Origin of the sequence: Paenibacillus algorifonticola, from assembly GCF_050481745.1 — a bacterium.
GTDB classification, from domain to species: Bacteria; Bacillota; Bacilli; order Paenibacillales; family Paenibacillaceae; genus Pristimantibacillus; species Pristimantibacillus algorifonticola_A.
Genome location: NZ_JBCNGR010000045.1, coordinates 104,418 through 122,126, shown reverse-complemented (window position 1 = coordinate 122,126; position 17,709 = coordinate 104,418). Strand labels below are relative to the sequence as shown.

The 17,709-nt window shown below is 49.4% G+C and carries 18 protein-coding genes; 5 read left to right on the top strand and 13 right to left on the bottom strand.

Annotation, left to right across the window (positions count from 1 at the left end; translation table 11 throughout):
• Positions 1-229 precede the first annotated feature (229 nt).
• From ABEW34_RS29365 to ABEW34_RS29355, 3 genes are read right to left on the bottom strand one after another with little or no spacing between them, the layout of a single operon-like run.
• Positions 230-862, bottom strand: coding sequence for a bifunctional 4-hydroxy-2-oxoglutarate aldolase/2-dehydro-3-deoxy-phosphogluconate aldolase (locus tag ABEW34_RS29365; RefSeq protein ID WP_430164562.1), 633 nt, complete (start codon positions 860-862; stop codon positions 230-232).
• A gap of 21 nt (positions 863-883) precedes the next feature.
• Positions 884-2,164, bottom strand: a complete 1,281-nt coding sequence (gene mutY, locus ABEW34_RS29360; RefSeq protein ID WP_430164559.1) for an A/G-specific adenine glycosylase — start codon at positions 2,162-2,164, stop codon at positions 884-886.
• A gap of 17 nt (positions 2,165-2,181) precedes the next feature.
• Complete coding sequence (locus ABEW34_RS29355) at positions 2,182-3,057, bottom strand: AraC family transcriptional regulator (protein WP_430164557.1); 876 nt, start codon at positions 3,055-3,057, stop codon at positions 2,182-2,184.
• A 153-nt stretch (positions 3,058-3,210) separates the two neighbouring features.
• Between ABEW34_RS29355 and ABEW34_RS29350 the strand changes: the two genes are divergently transcribed.
• Positions 3,211-3,567: a c-type cytochrome gene (locus ABEW34_RS29350; protein ID WP_430164555.1), complete on the top strand. Its 357-nt coding sequence runs from the start codon at positions 3,211-3,213 to the stop codon at positions 3,565-3,567.
• 228 nt (positions 3,568-3,795) lie between these two features.
• Here the strand turns inward: ABEW34_RS29350 and acpS are convergent, their stop codons facing one another.
• From acpS to ABEW34_RS29320, 6 genes are all read right to left on the bottom strand, one after another.
• Positions 3,796-4,191 (bottom strand): holo-ACP synthase, encoded by a 396-nt coding sequence (gene acpS, locus ABEW34_RS29345; protein WP_430164553.1) that lies wholly within the window; start codon positions 4,189-4,191, stop codon positions 3,796-3,798.
• A gap of 117 nt (positions 4,192-4,308) precedes the next feature.
• Positions 4,309-5,118 carry an ammonia-dependent NAD(+) synthetase gene (gene nadE / locus ABEW34_RS29340; protein WP_430164550.1) on the bottom strand — a complete coding sequence of 270 codons (810 nt, stop codon included), beginning with the start codon at positions 5,116-5,118 and terminating at the stop codon, positions 4,309-4,311.
• Between the two features lie 14 nt (positions 5,119-5,132).
• Positions 5,133-5,567: a BrxA/BrxB family bacilliredoxin gene (locus ABEW34_RS29335; RefSeq protein ID WP_430164547.1), complete on the bottom strand. Its 435-nt coding sequence runs from the start codon at positions 5,565-5,567 to the stop codon at positions 5,133-5,135.
• Positions 5,568-5,723: 156 nt separating this feature from the next.
• Positions 5,724-5,867: a hypothetical protein gene (locus ABEW34_RS29330; protein WP_430164545.1), complete on the bottom strand. Its 144-nt coding sequence runs from the start codon at positions 5,865-5,867 to the stop codon at positions 5,724-5,726.
• Between the two features lie 77 nt (positions 5,868-5,944).
• Positions 5,945-7,627, bottom strand: a complete 1,683-nt coding sequence (locus ABEW34_RS29325) for an ATP-binding protein (RefSeq protein WP_430164542.1) — start codon at positions 7,625-7,627, stop codon at positions 5,945-5,947.
• A gap of 35 nt (positions 7,628-7,662) precedes the next feature.
• The gene (locus ABEW34_RS29320) at positions 7,663-8,523 is read right to left on the bottom strand and encodes a lysophospholipase (RefSeq protein WP_430164540.1); all 861 of its coding nucleotides are present in this window, start codon (positions 8,521-8,523) and stop codon (positions 7,663-7,665) included.
• Between the two features lie 100 nt (positions 8,524-8,623).
• On the opposite strand from ABEW34_RS29320, the gene ABEW34_RS29315 reads away from it, so the two are divergent.
• Positions 8,624-10,006, top strand: coding sequence for an NAD(P)/FAD-dependent oxidoreductase (locus tag ABEW34_RS29315; RefSeq protein WP_430164625.1), 1,383 nt, complete (start codon positions 8,624-8,626; stop codon positions 10,004-10,006).
• A 100-nt stretch (positions 10,007-10,106) separates the two neighbouring features.
• Here the strand turns inward: ABEW34_RS29315 and ABEW34_RS29310 are convergent, their stop codons facing one another.
• Positions 10,107-10,397: a hypothetical protein gene (locus ABEW34_RS29310; RefSeq protein WP_430164538.1), complete on the bottom strand. Its 291-nt coding sequence runs from the start codon at positions 10,395-10,397 to the stop codon at positions 10,107-10,109.
• A gap of 196 nt (positions 10,398-10,593) precedes the next feature.
• On the opposite strand from ABEW34_RS29310, the gene ABEW34_RS29305 reads away from it, so the two are divergent.
• Positions 10,594-11,484: a PAS domain-containing protein gene (locus ABEW34_RS29305; protein WP_430164536.1), complete on the top strand. Its 891-nt coding sequence runs from the start codon at positions 10,594-10,596 to the stop codon at positions 11,482-11,484.
• Between the two features lie 331 nt (positions 11,485-11,815).
• Complete coding sequence (locus tag ABEW34_RS29300) at positions 11,816-12,730, top strand: phosphotransferase (protein ID WP_430164622.1); 915 nt, start codon at positions 11,816-11,818, stop codon at positions 12,728-12,730.
• 192 nt (positions 12,731-12,922) lie between these two features.
• On the opposite strand, the gene xylB is transcribed toward ABEW34_RS29300, so the two are convergent.
• Positions 12,923-14,422: a xylulokinase gene (gene xylB, locus ABEW34_RS29295; RefSeq protein WP_430164533.1), complete on the bottom strand. Its 1,500-nt coding sequence runs from the start codon at positions 14,420-14,422 to the stop codon at positions 12,923-12,925.
• An 18-nt stretch (positions 14,423-14,440) separates the two neighbouring features.
• The gene (xylA, locus tag ABEW34_RS29290) at positions 14,441-15,754 is read right to left on the bottom strand and encodes a xylose isomerase (protein WP_430164531.1); all 1,314 of its coding nucleotides are present in this window, start codon (positions 15,752-15,754) and stop codon (positions 14,441-14,443) included.
• 252 nt (positions 15,755-16,006) lie between these two features.
• Here xylA and ABEW34_RS29285 point away from each other — a divergent pair, with 252 nt between their 5' ends.
• Positions 16,007-17,137, top strand: a complete 1,131-nt coding sequence (locus ABEW34_RS29285) for an ROK family transcriptional regulator (RefSeq protein ID WP_430164619.1) — start codon at positions 16,007-16,009, stop codon at positions 17,135-17,137.
• A 179-nt stretch (positions 17,138-17,316) separates the two neighbouring features.
• Here ABEW34_RS29285 and ABEW34_RS29280 read toward each other — a convergent pair whose 3' ends face one another.
• Positions 17,317-17,709: a type II toxin-antitoxin system death-on-curing family toxin gene (locus tag ABEW34_RS29280; RefSeq protein WP_430164527.1), complete on the bottom strand. Its 393-nt coding sequence runs from the start codon at positions 17,707-17,709 to the stop codon at positions 17,317-17,319.

The window sequence follows — 17,709 nt, the reverse complement described above, 5'->3', positions numbered from 1 at the left end:
CCTTTTTTGTAACCGATTTCCTTCTTGTAATAAAACTGTAATATATCGCTCAGGTTATATTCATCTTATCCAATTATACTAGCTTTATGACCCCCCTTTATTATATATTCTCTCTTGCAGCCTGCGGCCCTGTGCCGCAGGCCCTTTTGTTTATTCATTACCCCCAGTAGATGATAGAAAACTTATATTATACAATGGCTAGTTCGGGGTAACGATGGATGAGCCCCAATTACAGCTTGCTCACCGCATCAACGAACTGCCGTGCCCGCTCCGTAACAAGCTCAAGCTTGCCTTCACGTACCCATTCCAGATTAACGAGCTTGCTGCCCAGACCGACGGCATTTGCCCCAGCGCCGAAATATTCGCCGAGGTTATGCAAATCCGCTCCGCCTGTCGCCATAATCGGAATTTGGTCCAGCGGGCCGCGAATTTCCGCCAAATATTTCGTGCCCAGCGTTCCCATTGGGAACAGCTTGACCGCTTCTGCTCCAGCCCTCCAAGCTTTGACGATTTCGGTAGGGGTCATGACGCCAGGCCACACAGATACGCCATGCTCCGCGCCGTAAGCAATAACCTCCTCGTCGAGATTCGGCGAAATAATAAACTGTGCCCCTGCCGCTACTGCCTCCTGCGCCATCTTAAGATCCAGCACCGTACCTGCGCCGACGATAGCCTGACCGTCAAACTTGGTACGCCAGCGATGGATCATCGTTATAGCGCCTTGCGTATTCAGCGTAATTTCCATCAGGCGGATACCGCCGTCTATTAATGCCTGTCCTGCCCCATCGGCATGACGATCCTCAATTCCTCTTAGAATCGCTACGATTTTGTGCTCAAGCAGCTGCTTCAACCTCTCACTCATTCCAAAGCTCTCCCTTCGGCTTTACAAATCCCGATTCCAATAATCTCGTAATATTTTCAAAAATAAATTCGGAAAGGCGAGCTCATCCATATGCTCTGGACCAATCCAGCGATACGGCTCGCGGGGCTCTCCCTGCTGCTCCGTCTGCCCTGCTTGCTCTGCTTGCTCTGCTTGCCCTGCTTGCCCTGCTTGCTCAACCTGCTCTGAAAGCTGTTTTCCAGCAGCTGTATAGACAGCCGCAGCTTCAGCAGCCATTTGACCCATTGGCACCATAGGCCCTGCATTTATCGCACCAAGATCCGCCTTATAAACTCTCATTTTCCAATGGATATGGCTGAAAATATGATCGGCGTCCATCAGCTGACGCTGAGGGCGAATGAGCAGGCCCGTATCGCCAGCTACCGCCTCCGTCAGCAGCCCGCCAAGCGGTGCTTGCTCCGTCAGCTGCTCCTCATCGAAACGAAGCAGCGGTTCCAGCTCCTTCGGCACGAGCAAATGCGGCAGCTCCCACATTTGCGCAAGCAGCCCGGTTGCGGAGCGCTGCCGAACAAGCACCTTGCCTGCATGCACACCTGAGCCTTCGACAATGACGCCGATACGCGCTTCCGGCCGTGGCGGCTTTGCCTTCGATTTAATAGGAAGCTCCGTCTCGCGGCCTTCGATTCTTGCCTCGCAATGCTCCATAACCGGACATGGCAGGCAGCTAGGCGACTTTGGCGTACAGACGAGCGCCCCCAGCTCCATTAAAGCTTGATTGAAGTCGCCTGCAGCGCCTTCAGGAATCAGCTCGGCGGCAAGCTTTTCGATTTTCACCCGCGTGGCCGGCTTGGCAATATCATCCTCCAGCGCAAAATATCGTGAAAGCACGCGCATGACGTTGCCATCTACAGCTGGCTCAGGACGATTAAAAGCGATGCTCATAATCGCGCCGCTCGTATAAGGCCCAACGCCTTTCAAAGCGGCGACGGCTGTTTTATCATCCGGCACCTGCCCTTGATGCAGCTCCATCACTTGGCGCGCTCCCGCTTGCAAATTCCTCGCCCGCGAGTAATAGCCAAGCCCCTCCCAGCACTTGAGCACTTCAGGCTCGGGCGCTTCGGCAAGCGCCCGAACCGTGGGGAATTTGTCCATAAACCTTTCATAATAAGGAATAACGGTATCGACTCTCGTTTGTTGAAGCATAATTTCCGATACCCATATCCGGTAAGGATCCCGGCTTTTACGCCATGGCAAATCGCGATTGCCTCTCCGGTACCAATGCAGCAGTTCTCTGCTGAAATGTTGTTTTGCTTCCACTGTCATGTATTTCTGTACTCCTCTCAATCTGTTTGCTCTGCCTCCTGCCAAGCGCTGCTGCAAATAATTCGGCGAAATTCCGAAGGCGTAATGCCCGTCTGCTGCTTGAACAGCCGGGACAAATAATGATTGAGCATGCCGACCTCTGCCGCAATTTCAGCAATCGGCAAATTCGTCGTGCGCAGCAGCTTCTTGGCAGTCGCTATTCTCCGCTGCGTGATGTATTGAACGAGCGAGCAGCCGACTTTATTTTTAAACGCAGCATGAAACCCTTCAGCCGACAGGTCTGCCAGCCTGGCCAGCACACCGATTGGAATTTGATATTTCAAATTTTCTTCAATAAAATGAAGCACTTCATCATAGACGAGCACTTCATGCCAGTGCTCATGCTCGGACAGCTGCAGCAAAGTCGTGTTTTGCGTCCGGCTGTCCTCCATGAACAGCGCAATCAGTTCAAAAAGCACAGCCTTCGTCCGCAATTCGCCCGTGAGGTCGCTCTCTGCCTGCGCCGCGAGCATCTTCGTAAACAGCTGCTTCACAACCTGTGCGTCCTTTACTTCAACCTCCAGCGGCAAATGAGCCAAATGGATATAAGATTCAGCAGCCATCTCCGCACGGAAATGGCACCAATAATGGATAAAATGATTATCGCCCAGCGAGCCATACCTTCGTGCCCAGCCTGGACGCAGCAAATACAGCCGCCCGGCGCTGACCTTATATTTGGTCTCGTTCATTTCCAGCCAACCTTCACCTTTATCGACGTAGCATAAGCAGAAATAGTCAGGCTCTACCCGCCTCATTATCCAGCCTGCCGGACTTTTCGTATAGGATGCCACCATCACATCAGCCTTTAACTGCTTAAACTGTTGGTTGAGCATATGTTCGCCAGTTATTTCCATATATCTCCCATGCCTACCGATCTCTTGTCGTATTTTCTTGTTAGCCTTTTCTATTATAGCGCCCCCCTTGGCAAAATCCTATGGAAGTTGCAGCAAGCAATCCGCTATACTAAGTCTATGATTTCCTAAAATTGATCACTTGGAGGAACCCTTATGTTACGCATTTCTCTATCAGTTTGGGGCAAAATGCTGCTGCTTGCAGTCCTGACTACCGCCCTGCTTGCTGCCTGCGGAGGCACTTCACAGCCAGGAACGAAAGCAACGCCGCATATGGATGCGCCTGACGGCACAGCCTCTGTCTATAAATCCAATTGCATCAGCTGCCACGGCACAGACCTGCAAGGCCGCATGGGTACTCAGACCAATCTGCAGCAGGTTGGAGCCCGGATGAGCGAGGCAGATATTGTGAAGCAGCTCCAAAATGGCAAAGGCTCCATGCCGCCGTTCAAGGATCGTCTCACAAGCGAGGAAATCGCTGGACTAGCCGCTTGGCTTGCTGGCAAGAAATAGACGAGCAGGCTTGTCCGCCGCCATCGGAATAGGCGGCGAGCAAGCCTGCTGCCAACATATGCTGTATATAAAATATGCCGAATGATAGCGGCAGCTACGATGCCCTAAATTCAGTCTCCTTATCTTTATCGGCAAGAAGCCCCCTGACAATGACTAAGTTGACATCAACATTACAATTCGTAGCATAATTTTGTATAACCAATTATTTTGCTACAATAAGCAGCGTGATTAGGCAAGCTGTTCGACAATGGCTACAGCAGATGCCAGCTCCCTGTCATGCGTTATCGTAATATGAATGCGTACTGCGGAAGCAGATAAACCCAGCCTTTGCCACGCTCCTTCAGACAATACACACTCTGGCTTCCCGGATTCCGAACGTAAAATATTAATATCGCCAAAGCCAATAATGCCGCCGATGCCACAGCCAAACGCTTTGACTACCGCTTCCTTCGCCGCAAAACGGCCCGATGCAAATTGAACCTTTCGCTTCCCTTCATAACACTCTCCCAGTCTAAGCTCCTGATCTGTCAAAATCCGCTGCAAAAATCTTCCCGCCGAGCTGCCGGCAAGTATCGCCTGCATTCTGCTCATATCTGTTATATCATGACCAATTCCTACTATCATTACTTCGCCTGCCTTCAAGGATTACTCTGTGTGCTATTCCTTATAACGTTTTTGCTCCATAATAACAGAAGCTTGCCCGCTTTTGCAGCGGACAAGCTTCTAAAAATACTTTTTTAATTAAATGCCAGGAATAGGCGCGCGCTTGTGCTCGGTTTTCAGGTATTGCTTCTCCAGCTTTTCCTTTGCCTTTACGCCAATTTCCTTGCCTTCCAAATAATCGCTATTGTCATCGTAGCTAATGCCAAGCTCATCCTCATCGGTCTGCCCTTCCCATAAACCAGCGGATGGCGCTTTATCCAAAATGCTCTTCGGCACGCCAAGGTGCGAGGCAAGCTGTCGAACCTGGCGTTTATTCAGTGAGCTGAGCGGCGTAATATCGACGGCTCCGTCGCCCCACTTTGTATAAAAGCCTGTAATAGCTTCGGATGCATGATCCGTGCCAACAACGAGCAGATTGAGGTCAAAGGCAAGCGCATATTGGACAACCATGCGCGTTCTCGCCTTTACATTGCCTTTGCCGCCGCGGCTAATATGACGATGGATGCCGATATTTTTCAAAGCGTGCTCCGTCTCAATGGCGATTTCGTCTACCGCTTCGCCAATGTTCGTTTCCACAGTCTTCGTAATACCGAATGCTTCAGATACCGCATAGCTGTCGGAAATATCCGACTGCTCGCTGTAAGGCTGGTAAACGCCAAGCGTCATATAGTCGCGACCGGTTTCAGCTGTCAGCTCGTCGGTTGCTTTTTTGCAAAGGCCTGCTGCTACTGCGCTGTCGATGCCGCCACTAATGGCAATCAACAGGCCAGTCGTATGGGAGTCCAATACATATTTTTTGAGAAAATCAACGCGGGTGCGGATTTCCTGATCTACATCAATGACCGGCTTAACGCCAAGCCTTTTAATAATATCTGCTTGTAAGCTCATAGTTCCTCCTGCCCTTAGCGGCAGAACCGATCGAACGCATCAGCCAGATCGGCTGCAATATCCGACGCGGAACGGTTCTCGATTTGGTGACGCTCAATGAAATGGACAAGCTCTCCGTCCTTCATTAGCGCGATGGATGGGGATGAAGGCGGGTACGGCGCAAAGTATTCGCGAGCTTTAGCCGTTGCTTCTTTATCCTGCCCAGCAAATACCGTAAACAGATGATCAGGTGTAATCTCATGCTGCAGCGCTTCCGCTACGCCTGGACGGCACTGGCCTGCTGCACAGCCGCAAACGGAGTTTACGACTACAAGCGCTGTACCTTTGGAATCAGGAAGATTCTGTTCCACATCCTCCGGTGTGCGAAGTTCTTGAATGCCAAGACGCGTCAAATCATCACGCATCGGTTGAACCATATCTAGCATGTATCTCTCAAATGACATGGACACTGAAATACACTCCTTTTTAATAACCTAAATTTAGTTACTATTATAACGCTGGGTAGGAAAATAAAGCAACAGCCGTCCATGTCGCAGCTGCTGCTCTATGATTCCGCACTCCTCCTGCTCGCAAGCTGCCAGCGGGCAGCCTTCCCCGCTGCCTCATTAGACAGACGGGCGATTCGGGCCGTCCAGCTTCTTGTCGAAACCGGCTTCGGTCGGGGAAGTCTCTTTGCGCTTTTTAGCATTTTCAGCATTTTGCTGCTTCTGCTGCAGGGATTGTTCAGACTTCGCATGATTGCGCTCCATGTATTCTCCTCCTTCATCCGTTTTATGATGACTGACAGGCAAAGGTAGTATGTGCAGGTTTAGTTTCCATTATGTTATTAGAGCGCAGGAAAAGCATCCGTTTCTCCCAACATAAAGGTTAAAATGAACGTCGTTCCTTCCCCTTCCTCGGACTCCACCTCCAGCTTGCCATTATGCCTTTCGGCAATGCTGAGGCAAAGCGGCAGCCCGAGTCCCGTTCCTTTGGACTTCGTCGTATAAAAAGGCTTAAACAATTGGCTCATCTGCTCAGCAGGAATACCTACGCCATTATCGCGTATACGCAGCACTACTTTATTTTCTAGAGGAAGATACCCGGTAAATATATGCAGAACACCCTTCTCCCCCATCGCCTCCATGCCATTGCGCACAAGATTAATCAGCAGCTGCTTCATTTCCTTGTCAGACATAAGAAAGGAGGGCAATTCATCGGCAAGCTCCGTTTGCACAACCTGTCCTCTAAGATTGGCATCCGCTTGAAGCAGTGGCAATATCTCCTGGATGATCGTTTGCAAAGAATGCTTTTCCATCGGGACGGAACGATTTTGCGCCAATGACAAAAAGTCGCTAATAATCGTATTTGCCCGGTCCAGCTCCTCCATAACAATCTGATAATATTGCTGTTCATTCAACCGGCTGCGCTCCCGCATCAGCTGCATAAAGCCTCGTATTACCGCCATCGGATTACGAATCTCATGCGTAATGCTGGCAGCCATTTGCCCAATTAAACTAAGGCGTTCCATTCGTCCAAGCTCATCGCGCAGCAGCGTAAGCTCCGTTACATCCTGAACAATAAGGGCGGCTCCAGCAATCGAATGGTCCTCCTGACGGCGGATGGCGAATGCCGTCTTAAGCAGCGTTTTGCCATCTTCCGTGTGCGGCCCTGTACTGCTCTTGGCTCCAGCGAGCGCATCCTCAAGCAGCTTGATATAGGCACCGTCCTCATTTGCAGCAAAAAAGGTGTCCAGACGTACGTTTCCGGAAAACAAATCTTCGCTTGCCTCAAATTGCCGCTGGAACAGCTCCTTGCCCTTCGCATTCAAATGCGTAATTACGCCATGCTCATCTGTGAACAAAATCGCCAGCAGCATTTCATCTATGAACTGCTGCTGTTTTTCTACTTCCAGCCGATAGCTGGACGAAACATTTTTGAGTTCCAACTGCAGCCGCGAATTTTCAACAAATTTTTCCACAATAAAAATAGATAACCAAATGGCAACGATCGAGCCGATCATAAGTAAAATAAATACGGCCACAAGCTCAGTCGACCAGTAAAAGTCCTCATGCATCATAAACATGACAAACATTAATGTTATGTAGGCGGAGATCGGCGTTATCGATTTAACCCCTATGAGCCGCTTTCGATGCAAGGGCTTTTTGCCGAATCGCTTGGCGCAGAGCAATATAATAGGTACATGAACAAACATGAAAAAGACAAAAACTATTTTCTCCGCATCAGTATCAAGCGCTGGCACTCTAAGGAAAATATAAAGCAGATCAAGAACGAGGGCACCATACACCCCTCCGTATAAAGAGCCCAAAATAAACGGAACGAAGCGAAAATTCAGCTCATAACCATTAAAATCTGTCGAAACCGACATGCACGCAATCATTGCGATCGCGCTCGTAGCCGTTATAAACATTCGAATATGGTTTTCCTTGCGCTGCTTATAATGCCAGAGCTGAAAGGAAAATACAGGAATAAGTGAAATAACGAATTGTAACAGCAATTCTTTCAACACGAACGACAGGTCTCCCCCTCTAATCGCTTACTAGATTAAATTGCGTGATCCTTATTTTCATCTGTATGCATATCCAGCCAGTTCGTCACCACTTCAATAAAACGCTGTGCTTCAAGATCATGATGCAGTTCATGATAGCCGTCAGGCCAAGAAACAAAAGTACATGCCTCGCCAATCCGCTGCGCCACCTGCTCGCTCGCATGATGAGAGGTGATTTTGTCAGCTGCCCCGTGAATGAGCAGCAGCGGCACTTGCAGCTGGCCGCAATTGGCTATCGCCCATTCGCCTGAATCATGGAGACTCAGGAAGGTTTTAATCGTAATTCGGGAATGGCACAGCGGATCTCCTTCAATATGGATGGCCTCCTCATAGCCTCGCCGATACAGCTTCCCACTTCCCAATCCTGTCGATTGTGGAAGCGCTGGCAAAAAGGAAGCCAGCCGCTTCCCCAGCCAAAGCTGGGCACGAGGTGGTGTAAAGGCCAGCCTTAGCCATGGACTGGACAGCACGAGCGCCTTCACTGCAGGCTGGAGCCGCAGCGCGCAATTCATCGCGATATTGCCGCCCATGCTGTGCCCATAAAGAAAAATAGGCAGCTCTGGATGGCGCTCCGCTGCCTGCTCAACCAGCATGGCGGCATGGGCTGCCGCATCATCTACAGAAGGCAGATGCCCTCTGGGGCCGGATGAGCGGCCGTGGCCTTGCTGATCGAGAGCGATTACAACATATTGAGCGGCAACGAGCTTCGCTGCATAGGCGCTATAACGTTCACCATGCTCGCCCATGCCATGTATTAGACATAAAACGCCTTTTGGACGCTCCTTATCAGGCTTCCACTCCCTTACGTATAGTTCGCTATCCCCACAACCTTGAAACGTCCATTCCATACGAATCATCCAAGGCACCTCCAGCTGATGAATTATGTTCTATTATAACTCAATATTTCGCTCGAAGAATGGTACAATGAACAAGATTGTAGAAAGAAAGGCTGAGTGAATCATGTACGATATTATAATTGTTGGCGGAGGCCCTTCCGGCCTAATGGCAGCAGTAGCTGCAAGCGCGCACGGAGCCTCTGTTCTTCTCGTGGACAAAGGAGACAAGCTGGGGCGCAAGCTCGGCATTTCCGGAGGCGGGCGCTGTAATGTAACGAACGCAAAAGAGATGGATCAGCTCATCCAACATATACCCGGAAACGGGAAGTTTTTATTCAGTGCGCTAAATGCGTTCGGCAATCGCGATATTATCGCCTTTTTCGAAGGGATGGGCATCGCCTTGAAGGAGGAGGACCGCGGCCGGATGTTCCCGGTATCGGACAAGGCCAAAACGGTCGTCGATGCGCTCATTCGCAAAGTTCGCGAGCAAGGGGTCGACATTCGGACGAATACGCCAGTACGCGAAGTTCTATATAAGGATGGTGCGGTAAAAGGGCTGCTGCTGCAAAATGGTGAAAAGCTCGCAGCGAAAGCCGTCATCATCGCTACGGGAGGCAAATCCGTCCCCCATACAGGCTCGACTGGAGACGGCTACCCTTGGGCGGTCAGCGGCGGGCACACGATTACGGAGCTGTATCCGACAGAAGTTCCTCTCACATCCTCCGAGCCTTGGATACGCAGCAAAATACTGCAAGGCATTTCACTGCGCGAGGTAGAGCTTACGGTATGGAATGCGAAAGGAAAAAAATTGATTACCCATGAAGGTGATATGATCTTCACCCACTTCGGCATATCCGGTCCAACCGCCCTTAGATGCAGCCAGTTCGTCGTCAAAGCGCTCAAACAGGCGGCTAGCAAAGAGCAGCGCGCTTCTGGCACCGTTGAAGGTTCCAGCGCAGCAAATGGCAGTATAAGTGACGCAGGCGCTTTAGAATCGATAGAGCATTCAGGAAGCGTAGTAAGGGAGGCTGCAACTGTACTCGTCACAATCGACCTGCTGCCGGGACGCTCCGAAGCCGAGGTTTATCAGGAAATGATGCAAATGGCGAAGCTGGAGTCGAAAAAAGCGATTAAAAATGTGCTTCGCGGCTATTTGCAGGAGCGGCTGCTGGATTTTCTGCTTCAGCAAAATGGCATCAGCGGCGATATTACGTATGACAATCTTCCCAAGGGGCCGTTTCTTGCACTCGCCAAGCAAATCAAAGCTTTCCCTGTAAAAGTGAACGGCACGCTGTCCATTGAGGAAGCTTTCGTCACCGGGGGCGGGGTCCATCTGAAGGAAATCGATCCGAAGACGATGGGCTCCAAGCAAAGCGCTGGCCTTTATTTTTGCGGCGAAGTTCTCGATATTCATGGCTACACAGGTGGCTATAACATTACTGCAGCCTTCTCAACAGGCTATAATGCAGGAAAAAGCGCGGCACTGGCTGTCTCAGACAGCTAAGGGACTGCGACGAAATAAAGTACCCGGTTTTGTTGACAAAACCGGGCACTAATTTCCTCGCAGCTCCTAAGCCGCGCTTTTATTTTGCCAAAAATGCTGGCTACAGCTCCTCGTTCCAATCCTCATTCACAATATGCGCGGGAATGGTGATGCTGTCAAGCGAATAGGCGGTATCCGTGTAAGCGCTCGCATCAATGGCAGCTTCCTGAATCAAGCGGCCACCATGCACCTGCATAATCTCAAGAGCAGAAATGAGATCGTTACCCTCCATATGAATGTGCAGCCTTCCTCCTTCATGCAGAACCGGATCATAGCCAAGCTGCTCCAGCGTATCAAAGGCCATCTCCGCGCTTGTAACATCTGCGAAATCAAACAATAATGCCGAATTCATCGGTTATTTCTCCTTTCGGGCGTTGACTCTATTTGTAGTCTGCCCCAATTTGTTAACGAAGTATGACTAAAGGGTGTTGTCATTTCGAGTTTTTTTCTGCATAATTTAAAATACGAGATATGTCACATTTTATAACCCTTAATGTAATCGAACTTAACCTTGAGATATACCACTGATTGAAGGAGGCATTTTTAGCATGCATACGATCTTTTACCAGCTAGCCGACCCGATGATGATTGTGGAATATGATTTTAACCGCTGGTATATTCGCGATATTAACAAAGCCTTCACCGGGCTGTCCGGCTATCGAAAGCATGAGCTTCTAGAGGTCAACCCAGAGGATTTTGTAAAGGATTCGCAGCCCTTCGGGCAGCTGATGGCGAAGCTTATTGAAGATGATCAACTGACGTTCGATTGCGAGCTGACAACGCGCTCTACGATGACAGCGACCGTTCGGCTGAGCTGCCGCAAATTTCAAATGGAGGAGCAAACGTATTACATGCTCGTCTGCAAGGATGTTTCTTCCGAGCGCTGGGGCGATGAATTCGCTGTTGATCATAAAATTATGATGGCCATCGGCATCTCCGAACAATTCCGCATTTTTTCGCTGAAGCGTTATTTCGCTCCGCTTGCCCAAGGCTCAGCTAGTTTCTTGAATCGCAGCATCTTTGATTTGGTTGCCGAGGAGCACCGCGCGCCGCTGCGCCGCATCATGGAACGGGCCAAAAGCATCGGCAAAATCGAGCATTTGGAGCTGCATATGCATATTGGAGAAGACAAAAACTCGGCAAAAGCATTGATTAAGCCCTTTTATTCAGGCAACAAGGCGTTTCACAGCTATTTGATCATGCTCACAGAGCTTAACCAGAAGGCGCCTGAGGAAGACCCTTCCTACAAGCTGAGAATGCTGATGCTAAGCAAAAATATTTCCGCTACATCGCTTGCCCGCTCCACGCTCATTTCCTTGACGACCATTTCTAAAATCCGCAATGGCAAAATAAAAAAGCCCCAGCGGCTCACAGCCGAGCTGATCGCCGGAGAGCTCGGGGTAAAGCCGGAAGCGATTTGGAGCAGCTTCAAGCAGTGATTAGGCAGGTGAGCAGGTGTAAGCTTATTGATCAGTGAATATAAAGTATTTTCTTAGTGCTTAGGTTAAGATAAGTCCCCTGTTTAAGCACTACATGCTACCCGCGTACGTTCTTTAATTAGTAATTGGAAATGGATATAATGAGGAGGACGTAGCCCAAGCGAAGGCGCGGGAGCGTCCTTTTTATTGAACTAACGGGAAGGATAGAGGAACAGACGGTAAGGTTGTTCTCGAACAGAAGAACAAATTAATGATATGATGTTGTAAATGGAACAGGCTAGTCGAGCCTATTTTCTATTTTCTATTTTCGTGAGGGAGTCGATAAATGGGTATGGGAAGTACGAATCAATGGGATGCGGAATGGGAAGTATCAGAAGAATTAGCTCATAAATTAATAAGCAGTCAGTTTCCACAGTTAGCTTCACAAAGCGTACAAAAACTAGGATACGGCTGGGATAATACTGTTTTTCTTGTTGGGGCCGAATATGTATTTCGCTTTCCAAGAAGAGAAGTTGCAATTAATAGTTTAAGGATGGAAGGAAAGGTACTACCTAAGCTTAAAGATTATTGTTCCATTGCATATTCGATACCGCTATTTTTTGGGGAAGGGGATTATAATTATCCTGCGCCTTTCCTAGGCTACCCCTATTTATCAGGAAAGTTTCCAATCGGATTAACTGACAAGCAACGTGCGTTATCAGCAACAACGCTCGCGCAATTTTTAAAAAGCTTACATGCATTCCCTGTGCAAATTGCCCAAGAAAATGGCGTTCAACATGACCACAGAAATTTGATTGATATTGCAATGCGTAAAGAAAAGTTGCATAGATTCATTTCCAACCTTGCCCTTCATTTTAGTGAAGAAGAGTATCGTGAATTATCGAACTATTTGGAACAGCTTGGGACTGAAAAAGTGAACCCCAAAAACGTATTCCTCCATGGAGACCTTCATTTTAAAAATATGCTGGTAGACGAGAATGGAATAGTTTCAGGGATTATCGACTGGGGTGATATCAATATCGGACATCCTGCTTGCGACTTGAATGTCGCGTATAGCTTTTTGCCTCCGGATGCACGTTCAGACTTTTTCAAAGAATATGGGGATGTCGATGAAGAAACGAAGATATTAGCTCGATTAATAGCCATATACATTCCCATTTTGATCATGATGCAGGCAATTGATTATAAAGATGAAAAGTTGGTTGCTGAAGCAAAAGCGATCATAAAACGTGCTCTCGCTGATTAAGAAATGTCATTCCGCTAACGGATACGTTAACTTAGTAAGCTTCATCAGTCTAATACCTTAATTTCTCTGTCTAGAACTTTATTTTCTTCTGACACTTCTCACTTCTTCTCTATATTCATTCCACAAAAAAAGCCGCTTCTCCTAAAACGACAGAAGAAGCGGCAGCCATGTGTGTTCTTGCGGGTAACCTCGCTAGCTGCGGTAAGCGGCTAACGCTTCGTTCAAACTGCGCGTTTGCGTGTAAACCTGCTGATAGACACGGAACAGCCCTTTATACGCTTCTACAGCTTCAGGCTGCGGCAAATATTGCTCGGCATGCTTCACAAACTTTGCTGCACAAGCCTCCAGGCTCTCAAACCAGCCGCTGCCGTATGCAGCAAGCATCGCTGCGCCGAGGCCAGGCCCCTGCTCATTTTCGAGCGCTACTACCTTCGCGTCAAAAATGTCAGCCTGCATTTGCAGCCAAACCGGGTTTTGCGCGCCTCCGCCAATCGATACAATCGTATCGACCGTTTTGCCAGCCCCGCGGAACATATCAACTGATTCATGCAGCGAGAACGTAATGCCCTCCATCACGGCACGGGCAAAATGAACTCGCTCATGCGAGCCATCCACGCCGATAAAGCTGGCACGAATAAGGGAATCTGGATGCGGTGTACGCTCGCCTACGAGATAAGGCGTAAACAACAGACCGCCCGCTCCCGGCTTTACTTCCCCGATGCCTGCAAGCAGCTCATCAAAGGATTCGCTCGGCGCAAACGTCTTCTTGAACCAGCTCAGGCTGTAGCCTGCCGCCAGCGTCACGCCCATTGCATAGAAAGAATCTTCCTTGCCGTGATTGAAGAAATGCACTTTGCCGGCAAAATCCTTATTCTTGTCATTTTCATAGGACAAAATAACGCCGGACGTACCGATGCTGCATAGCGTTAAGCCTTCGCTCAAAATGCCAGCGCCGATTGCACCGCAAGCATTGTCGGCTCCGCCAGCGAACACCTTTACTGTAGCAGGCAGCCCTGTGCGCTGTGCAAGCTCAGCAAGCAGCGTACCCGTCTGGCCATGCGACTCTACGAGCGGAGGGCAGAAGCTTGCCGGCAGCTCAAATGCGGCCAGCACCTCTTCGCTCCAGCGCTTCGCTGCTACATCCAGCAGCAGCGTGCCCGCTGCATCGGAATAATCCATATGCTGCTCGCCTGTCAGGCGATAGCGCACATAATCCTTAGGCAGCAGGAACAGCTCTGCCTGTTCGAAAGCAGCAGGCTCATGCTCGCGCACCCAGAGGATTTTCGGCAGTGTAAAGCCTTCCAGCGCAGGATTGCGCGTAATGCCGAGCAGCTTGTCGCCAAGCGTACGCTCGATTTCACGGCATTGCGCCGTTGTGCGAGTATCATTCCAGAGAATGGCATTGCGCACTGGATTGCCAGCACCGTTCAGCAGCACAAGCCCATGCATTTGGCCGGAGAAGCTGATGCCCTCGATTTGCGCGCTTGCTTCCGGCCCAATTGCAGCGGACAGCTCGCCAAGCGCCTCAAGCGTTGCATCCACCCAATCATCAGGCTTCTGCTCGCTCCAGCCCGTGTGCTCATGATAAAGCGGGTAGCTGCGGGAAGCTTCGCCCGCAACCGTGCCTTCTTTATTAATGAGGAGCGCCTTGACGGCGCTCGTGCCTAAATCTATTCCAATGACATAGCTCATAGCCGAAGTCCTCCCGACTTAAACGCTGAAAATAACTTCGCTCAGTTGCAGTCTAATGCGCTCTTGACGACCGGATTCCAGACGGATCGGATTGTTTTGCAGCGCGTATTGCTCAAGCGAAGCCAAAGTTGCTTTACCGGAAACGATGTCAGCGCCGATGCCTTCTTTGAACGTACGGTAACGGTTGTCTACGATGCCATCCAGAATTTTTTCTTCCGTCAGCTTCGCAGCTGCTTTCAGACCCCATGCAAAGCTGTCCATACCCGCAATGTGACCGAGGAACAGATCATCCGCTTCGAAGGATGCACGACGAACCTTCGCGTCAAAGTTAACGCCGCCACGGCCGATGCCGCCAGCTTTCAGCACTTCATACATGGTCAGTGTAGTGGAATAAAGGTCAGTTGGGAATTCATCTGTATCCCAGCCCAGCAGCAAATCGCCTTGGTTCGCATCAAGGGAGCCAAGCATGCCGTTGATAGCTGCCGTGCGGATCTCATGCTCGAACGTGTGGCCTGCAAGTGTCGCATGGTTCGCTTCAAGGTTCAGCTTGAAATCGTTATGCAGGTTGTATTTGCGCAGGAACGAAATCGTTGTGGCTGCATCAAAGTCATATTGGTGCTTCGTTGGCTCTTTCGGTTTAGGCTCGATCAGGAATTGCGCGTCGAAGCCGATTTCTTTCGCATATGCAAGCGCCATTTCGTACAGGCGTGCCAGGTTATCCAGCTCGAGGCCCATATCGGTGTTCAGCAAGGTTTCGTAGCCTTCGCGGCCGCCCCAGAAAACATAGTTTTCAGCGCCAAGCTCTTTGCCGACTTCAAGCCCTTTTTTCAGCTGTGCGCCTGCATAGGCATAAACGTCAGCGTTGCAAGTTGTGCCAGCGCCATGAACGAAACGCGGGTGCGAGAACATATTAACCGTGTTCCAAAGCAATTTTTTGCCGGAGGTTTTCATGTTTTCTTTCAATAGGCCTACGATTACATCAAGGTTTTTATTCGTTTCTTGCAGCGTAGCGCCTTCTGGAGCGATATCCACATCATGGAAGCAGTAGAACGGAATGTTCAGCTTATCCATGAATTCAAAGTTAGCTTCTACGCGTGCTTTGGCACGATCAAGACCGTCAAGCTTATCCCACTCGCGGAACATCGTTGCCGAACCGAAAGGATCAGTGCCGTTAGCGTTAAAAGTATGCCAGTAAGCAACAGCGAAGCGCAGATGCTCTTCCATTGTTTTGCCAAGAATGACTTGCTCCGGATTATAATGTTTGAATGCAAATGGATTGTCCGAACCTTTGCCCTCAAATTGAATTTTGCCAATGTTAGAAAAATAGCTCATTGTTATAAAACCTCCTGATTATGGTATAGGATAAATGCTTTGTCTCATTTCTGATGATGTAAACGCTCCCCAACAGCATAACACGACCAAACTTAGTTTGTCTATTGACTAAACTAAGTTTTTTTGTGCTAAAATAGTCCTAATAATTCATACCGTTTACGCCTGTGATACAATACACTACATGGATTTAGATGGACGGAGGCAATCTAGTTGAAACTGAAGACGACCGGCGACTTGGCGCTTATCAAAAAAATGAATACCGCGATTGTGCTGGAGGCCGTTATTAAGCATGCCCCCCTCTCTCGCGCTCAAATATCTGAACGGACCGGACTTAATAAAGCGACCGTTTCCAGCCTTGTGCAGGATCTGATCGACAATCATCTCGTTTTTGAAAATGGCCCCGGCGAGTCGAGCGGCGGACGCAAGCCCGTCATGCTGCTGTTTAATGGACAAGCCGGACATGCCATCGGCATTGACCTTGGCGTCAACTATATGCGGGGCGTGTTAACAGACCTGCAAGGGACCGTCATTAGCGAGCGGCAGCTTAGCTTCAAAAAGCGCGAACAGGATTTTGCCCTGAACCAGCTCATCGCCTTTATTGAGGAGCTGGCGTCGCAAGCTCCGAGCAGCCATTATGGCCTAATCGGCATCGGTGTTGGCGCGCCGGGCATCGTCGATGACAAAGGCGCAATTCTGTTCGCGCCTAACCTCGAATGGCAGCATGTTGAGCTGCAGCAGATGCTGGAAGCGCGCTTTGAGCTGCCAGTCACCATCGACAATGAAGCGAATGCTGGCGCGCAGGGCGAGCAGAAATACGGCGCGGGGCGCGGCATCGCCAACCAAATTTACGTCAGTGTCGGCATCGGCATCGGGACGGGCATTATTTTAAACAAGGAGCTGTACAAAGGGGCTTCCGGCTTTTCCGGCGAGCTGGGGCATTTGTCGATTGAATATGGCGGCAAGCCGTGCCGCTGTGGCAATCAGGGCTGTTGGGAGCTTTATGCTTCGGAAAATGCGCTGCTGGAGCAGGCAGAGCCGCTTGGCTTTGAGACGCTGGAGGAGCTTATTGCTGCCGCAGAGGCAGGAAACAGCGAGGTACAGGCCTTGTTTTATGCCATAGGCGAATATTTGGGCGTAGGCATTTCCAACATTGTGAATGTGTTTAATCCAAACGTCGTCATTATCGGCAACCGCATGAGCCGTGCGCAAGCTTGGCTGGAGGAAGCAATTCACGCCTCTATTGCCCGCCGCACACTCAGCTATCACCGGGAAAAGCTGCAAATTTTATTCGCCGAATTGCAGGATCAGTCCGCCGTTCGCGGCGCCGCTTATTATGCGATTAGCGCTTTTTTTGCGAAGGTTAAGAGCGGACAACAGGTTTGAACCTGAATCCTTACAAGGAGCATGCCGATTATCTAGCAGCGGTTGGTGTCAAGGCAGCGGAGAATGTATGTATTAGATAGTATTAGATAGTATTAGATAAGGGATATTTCCCTGCTCACCTTACTTCATCAACACCATGAAAAACCCGACTGCATTTGGTCGGGTTTTTGCTATGTCTTTCAGTTTACGCAGTGTTTTTCTATTAGTATTGAGAGTTCTTGAAAAGAAAATTTGTGATTCACCATATCAACCGTCATATCTTCAGCGTCTTTCTGATTCATCACGAACCGATATCCATTCAACTGTAGGAAAATAACAAGAGCGGCAAAGGCCGTTCTCTTGTTAGCATTTTGGAATGAATGATTCATTCCTATCGATTCAAATAAAGCAGCGGCTTTGTCAAATAATGATGGATAGGCATCGTCACCAAAGGCAGATGAACGTGGACGTAGAACAGCTGATTCAAGTAAGCCGCTATCTTTGACTCCAACGTGTTCACCGGGACTATACTTTTGAATCATCACTACATTAATTGCAATAACTTCTTGAACAGATAAATAACGAATCCCCAT

Bases quoted from the DNA above. Each gene is read 5' to 3' on its own strand.
- ABEW34_RS29285 (WP_430164619.1), top strand. From the start codon at position 16,007: ATGAATACCGCGATTGTGCTGGAGGCCGTTATTAAGCATGCCCCCCTC.
- nadE (WP_430164550.1), bottom strand. From the start codon at position 5,118: ATGAGCTTACAAGCAGATATTATTAAAAGGCTTGGCGTTAAGCCGGTC.
- ABEW34_RS29320 (WP_430164540.1), bottom strand. From the start codon at position 8,523: ATGATTCGTATGGAATGGACGTTTCAAGGTTGTGGGGATAGCGAACTA.
- ABEW34_RS29280 (WP_430164527.1), bottom strand. From the start codon at position 17,709: ATGGGGATTCGTTATTTATCTGTTCAAGAAGTTATTGCAATTAATGTA.
- ABEW34_RS29365 (WP_430164562.1), bottom strand. From the start codon at position 862: ATGAGTGAGAGGTTGAAGCAGCTGCTTGAGCACAAAATCGTAGCGATT.
- ABEW34_RS29355 (WP_430164557.1), bottom strand. From the start codon at position 3,057: ATGGAAATAACTGGCGAACATATGCTCAACCAACAGTTTAAGCAGTTA.
- acpS (WP_430164553.1), bottom strand. From the start codon at position 4,191: ATGATAGTAGGAATTGGTCATGATATAACAGATATGAGCAGAATGCAG.
- mutY (WP_430164559.1), bottom strand. From the start codon at position 2,164: ATGACAGTGGAAGCAAAACAACATTTCAGCAGAGAACTGCTGCATTGG.
- ABEW34_RS29350 (WP_430164555.1), top strand. From the start codon at position 3,211: ATGTTACGCATTTCTCTATCAGTTTGGGGCAAAATGCTGCTGCTTGCA.
- xylA (WP_430164531.1), bottom strand. From the start codon at position 15,754: ATGAGCTATTTTTCTAACATTGGCAAAATTCAATTTGAGGGCAAAGGT.
- ABEW34_RS29300 (WP_430164622.1), top strand. From the start codon at position 11,816: ATGGGAAGTACGAATCAATGGGATGCGGAATGGGAAGTATCAGAAGAA.
- ABEW34_RS29310 (WP_430164538.1), bottom strand. From the start codon at position 10,397: ATGAATTCGGCATTATTGTTTGATTTCGCAGATGTTACAAGCGCGGAG.
- ABEW34_RS29305 (WP_430164536.1), top strand. From the start codon at position 10,594: ATGCATACGATCTTTTACCAGCTAGCCGACCCGATGATGATTGTGGAA.
- xylB (WP_430164533.1), bottom strand. From the start codon at position 14,422: ATGAGCTATGTCATTGGAATAGATTTAGGCACGAGCGCCGTCAAGGCG.
- ABEW34_RS29330 (WP_430164545.1), bottom strand. From the start codon at position 5,867: ATGGAGCGCAATCATGCGAAGTCTGAACAATCCCTGCAGCAGAAGCAG.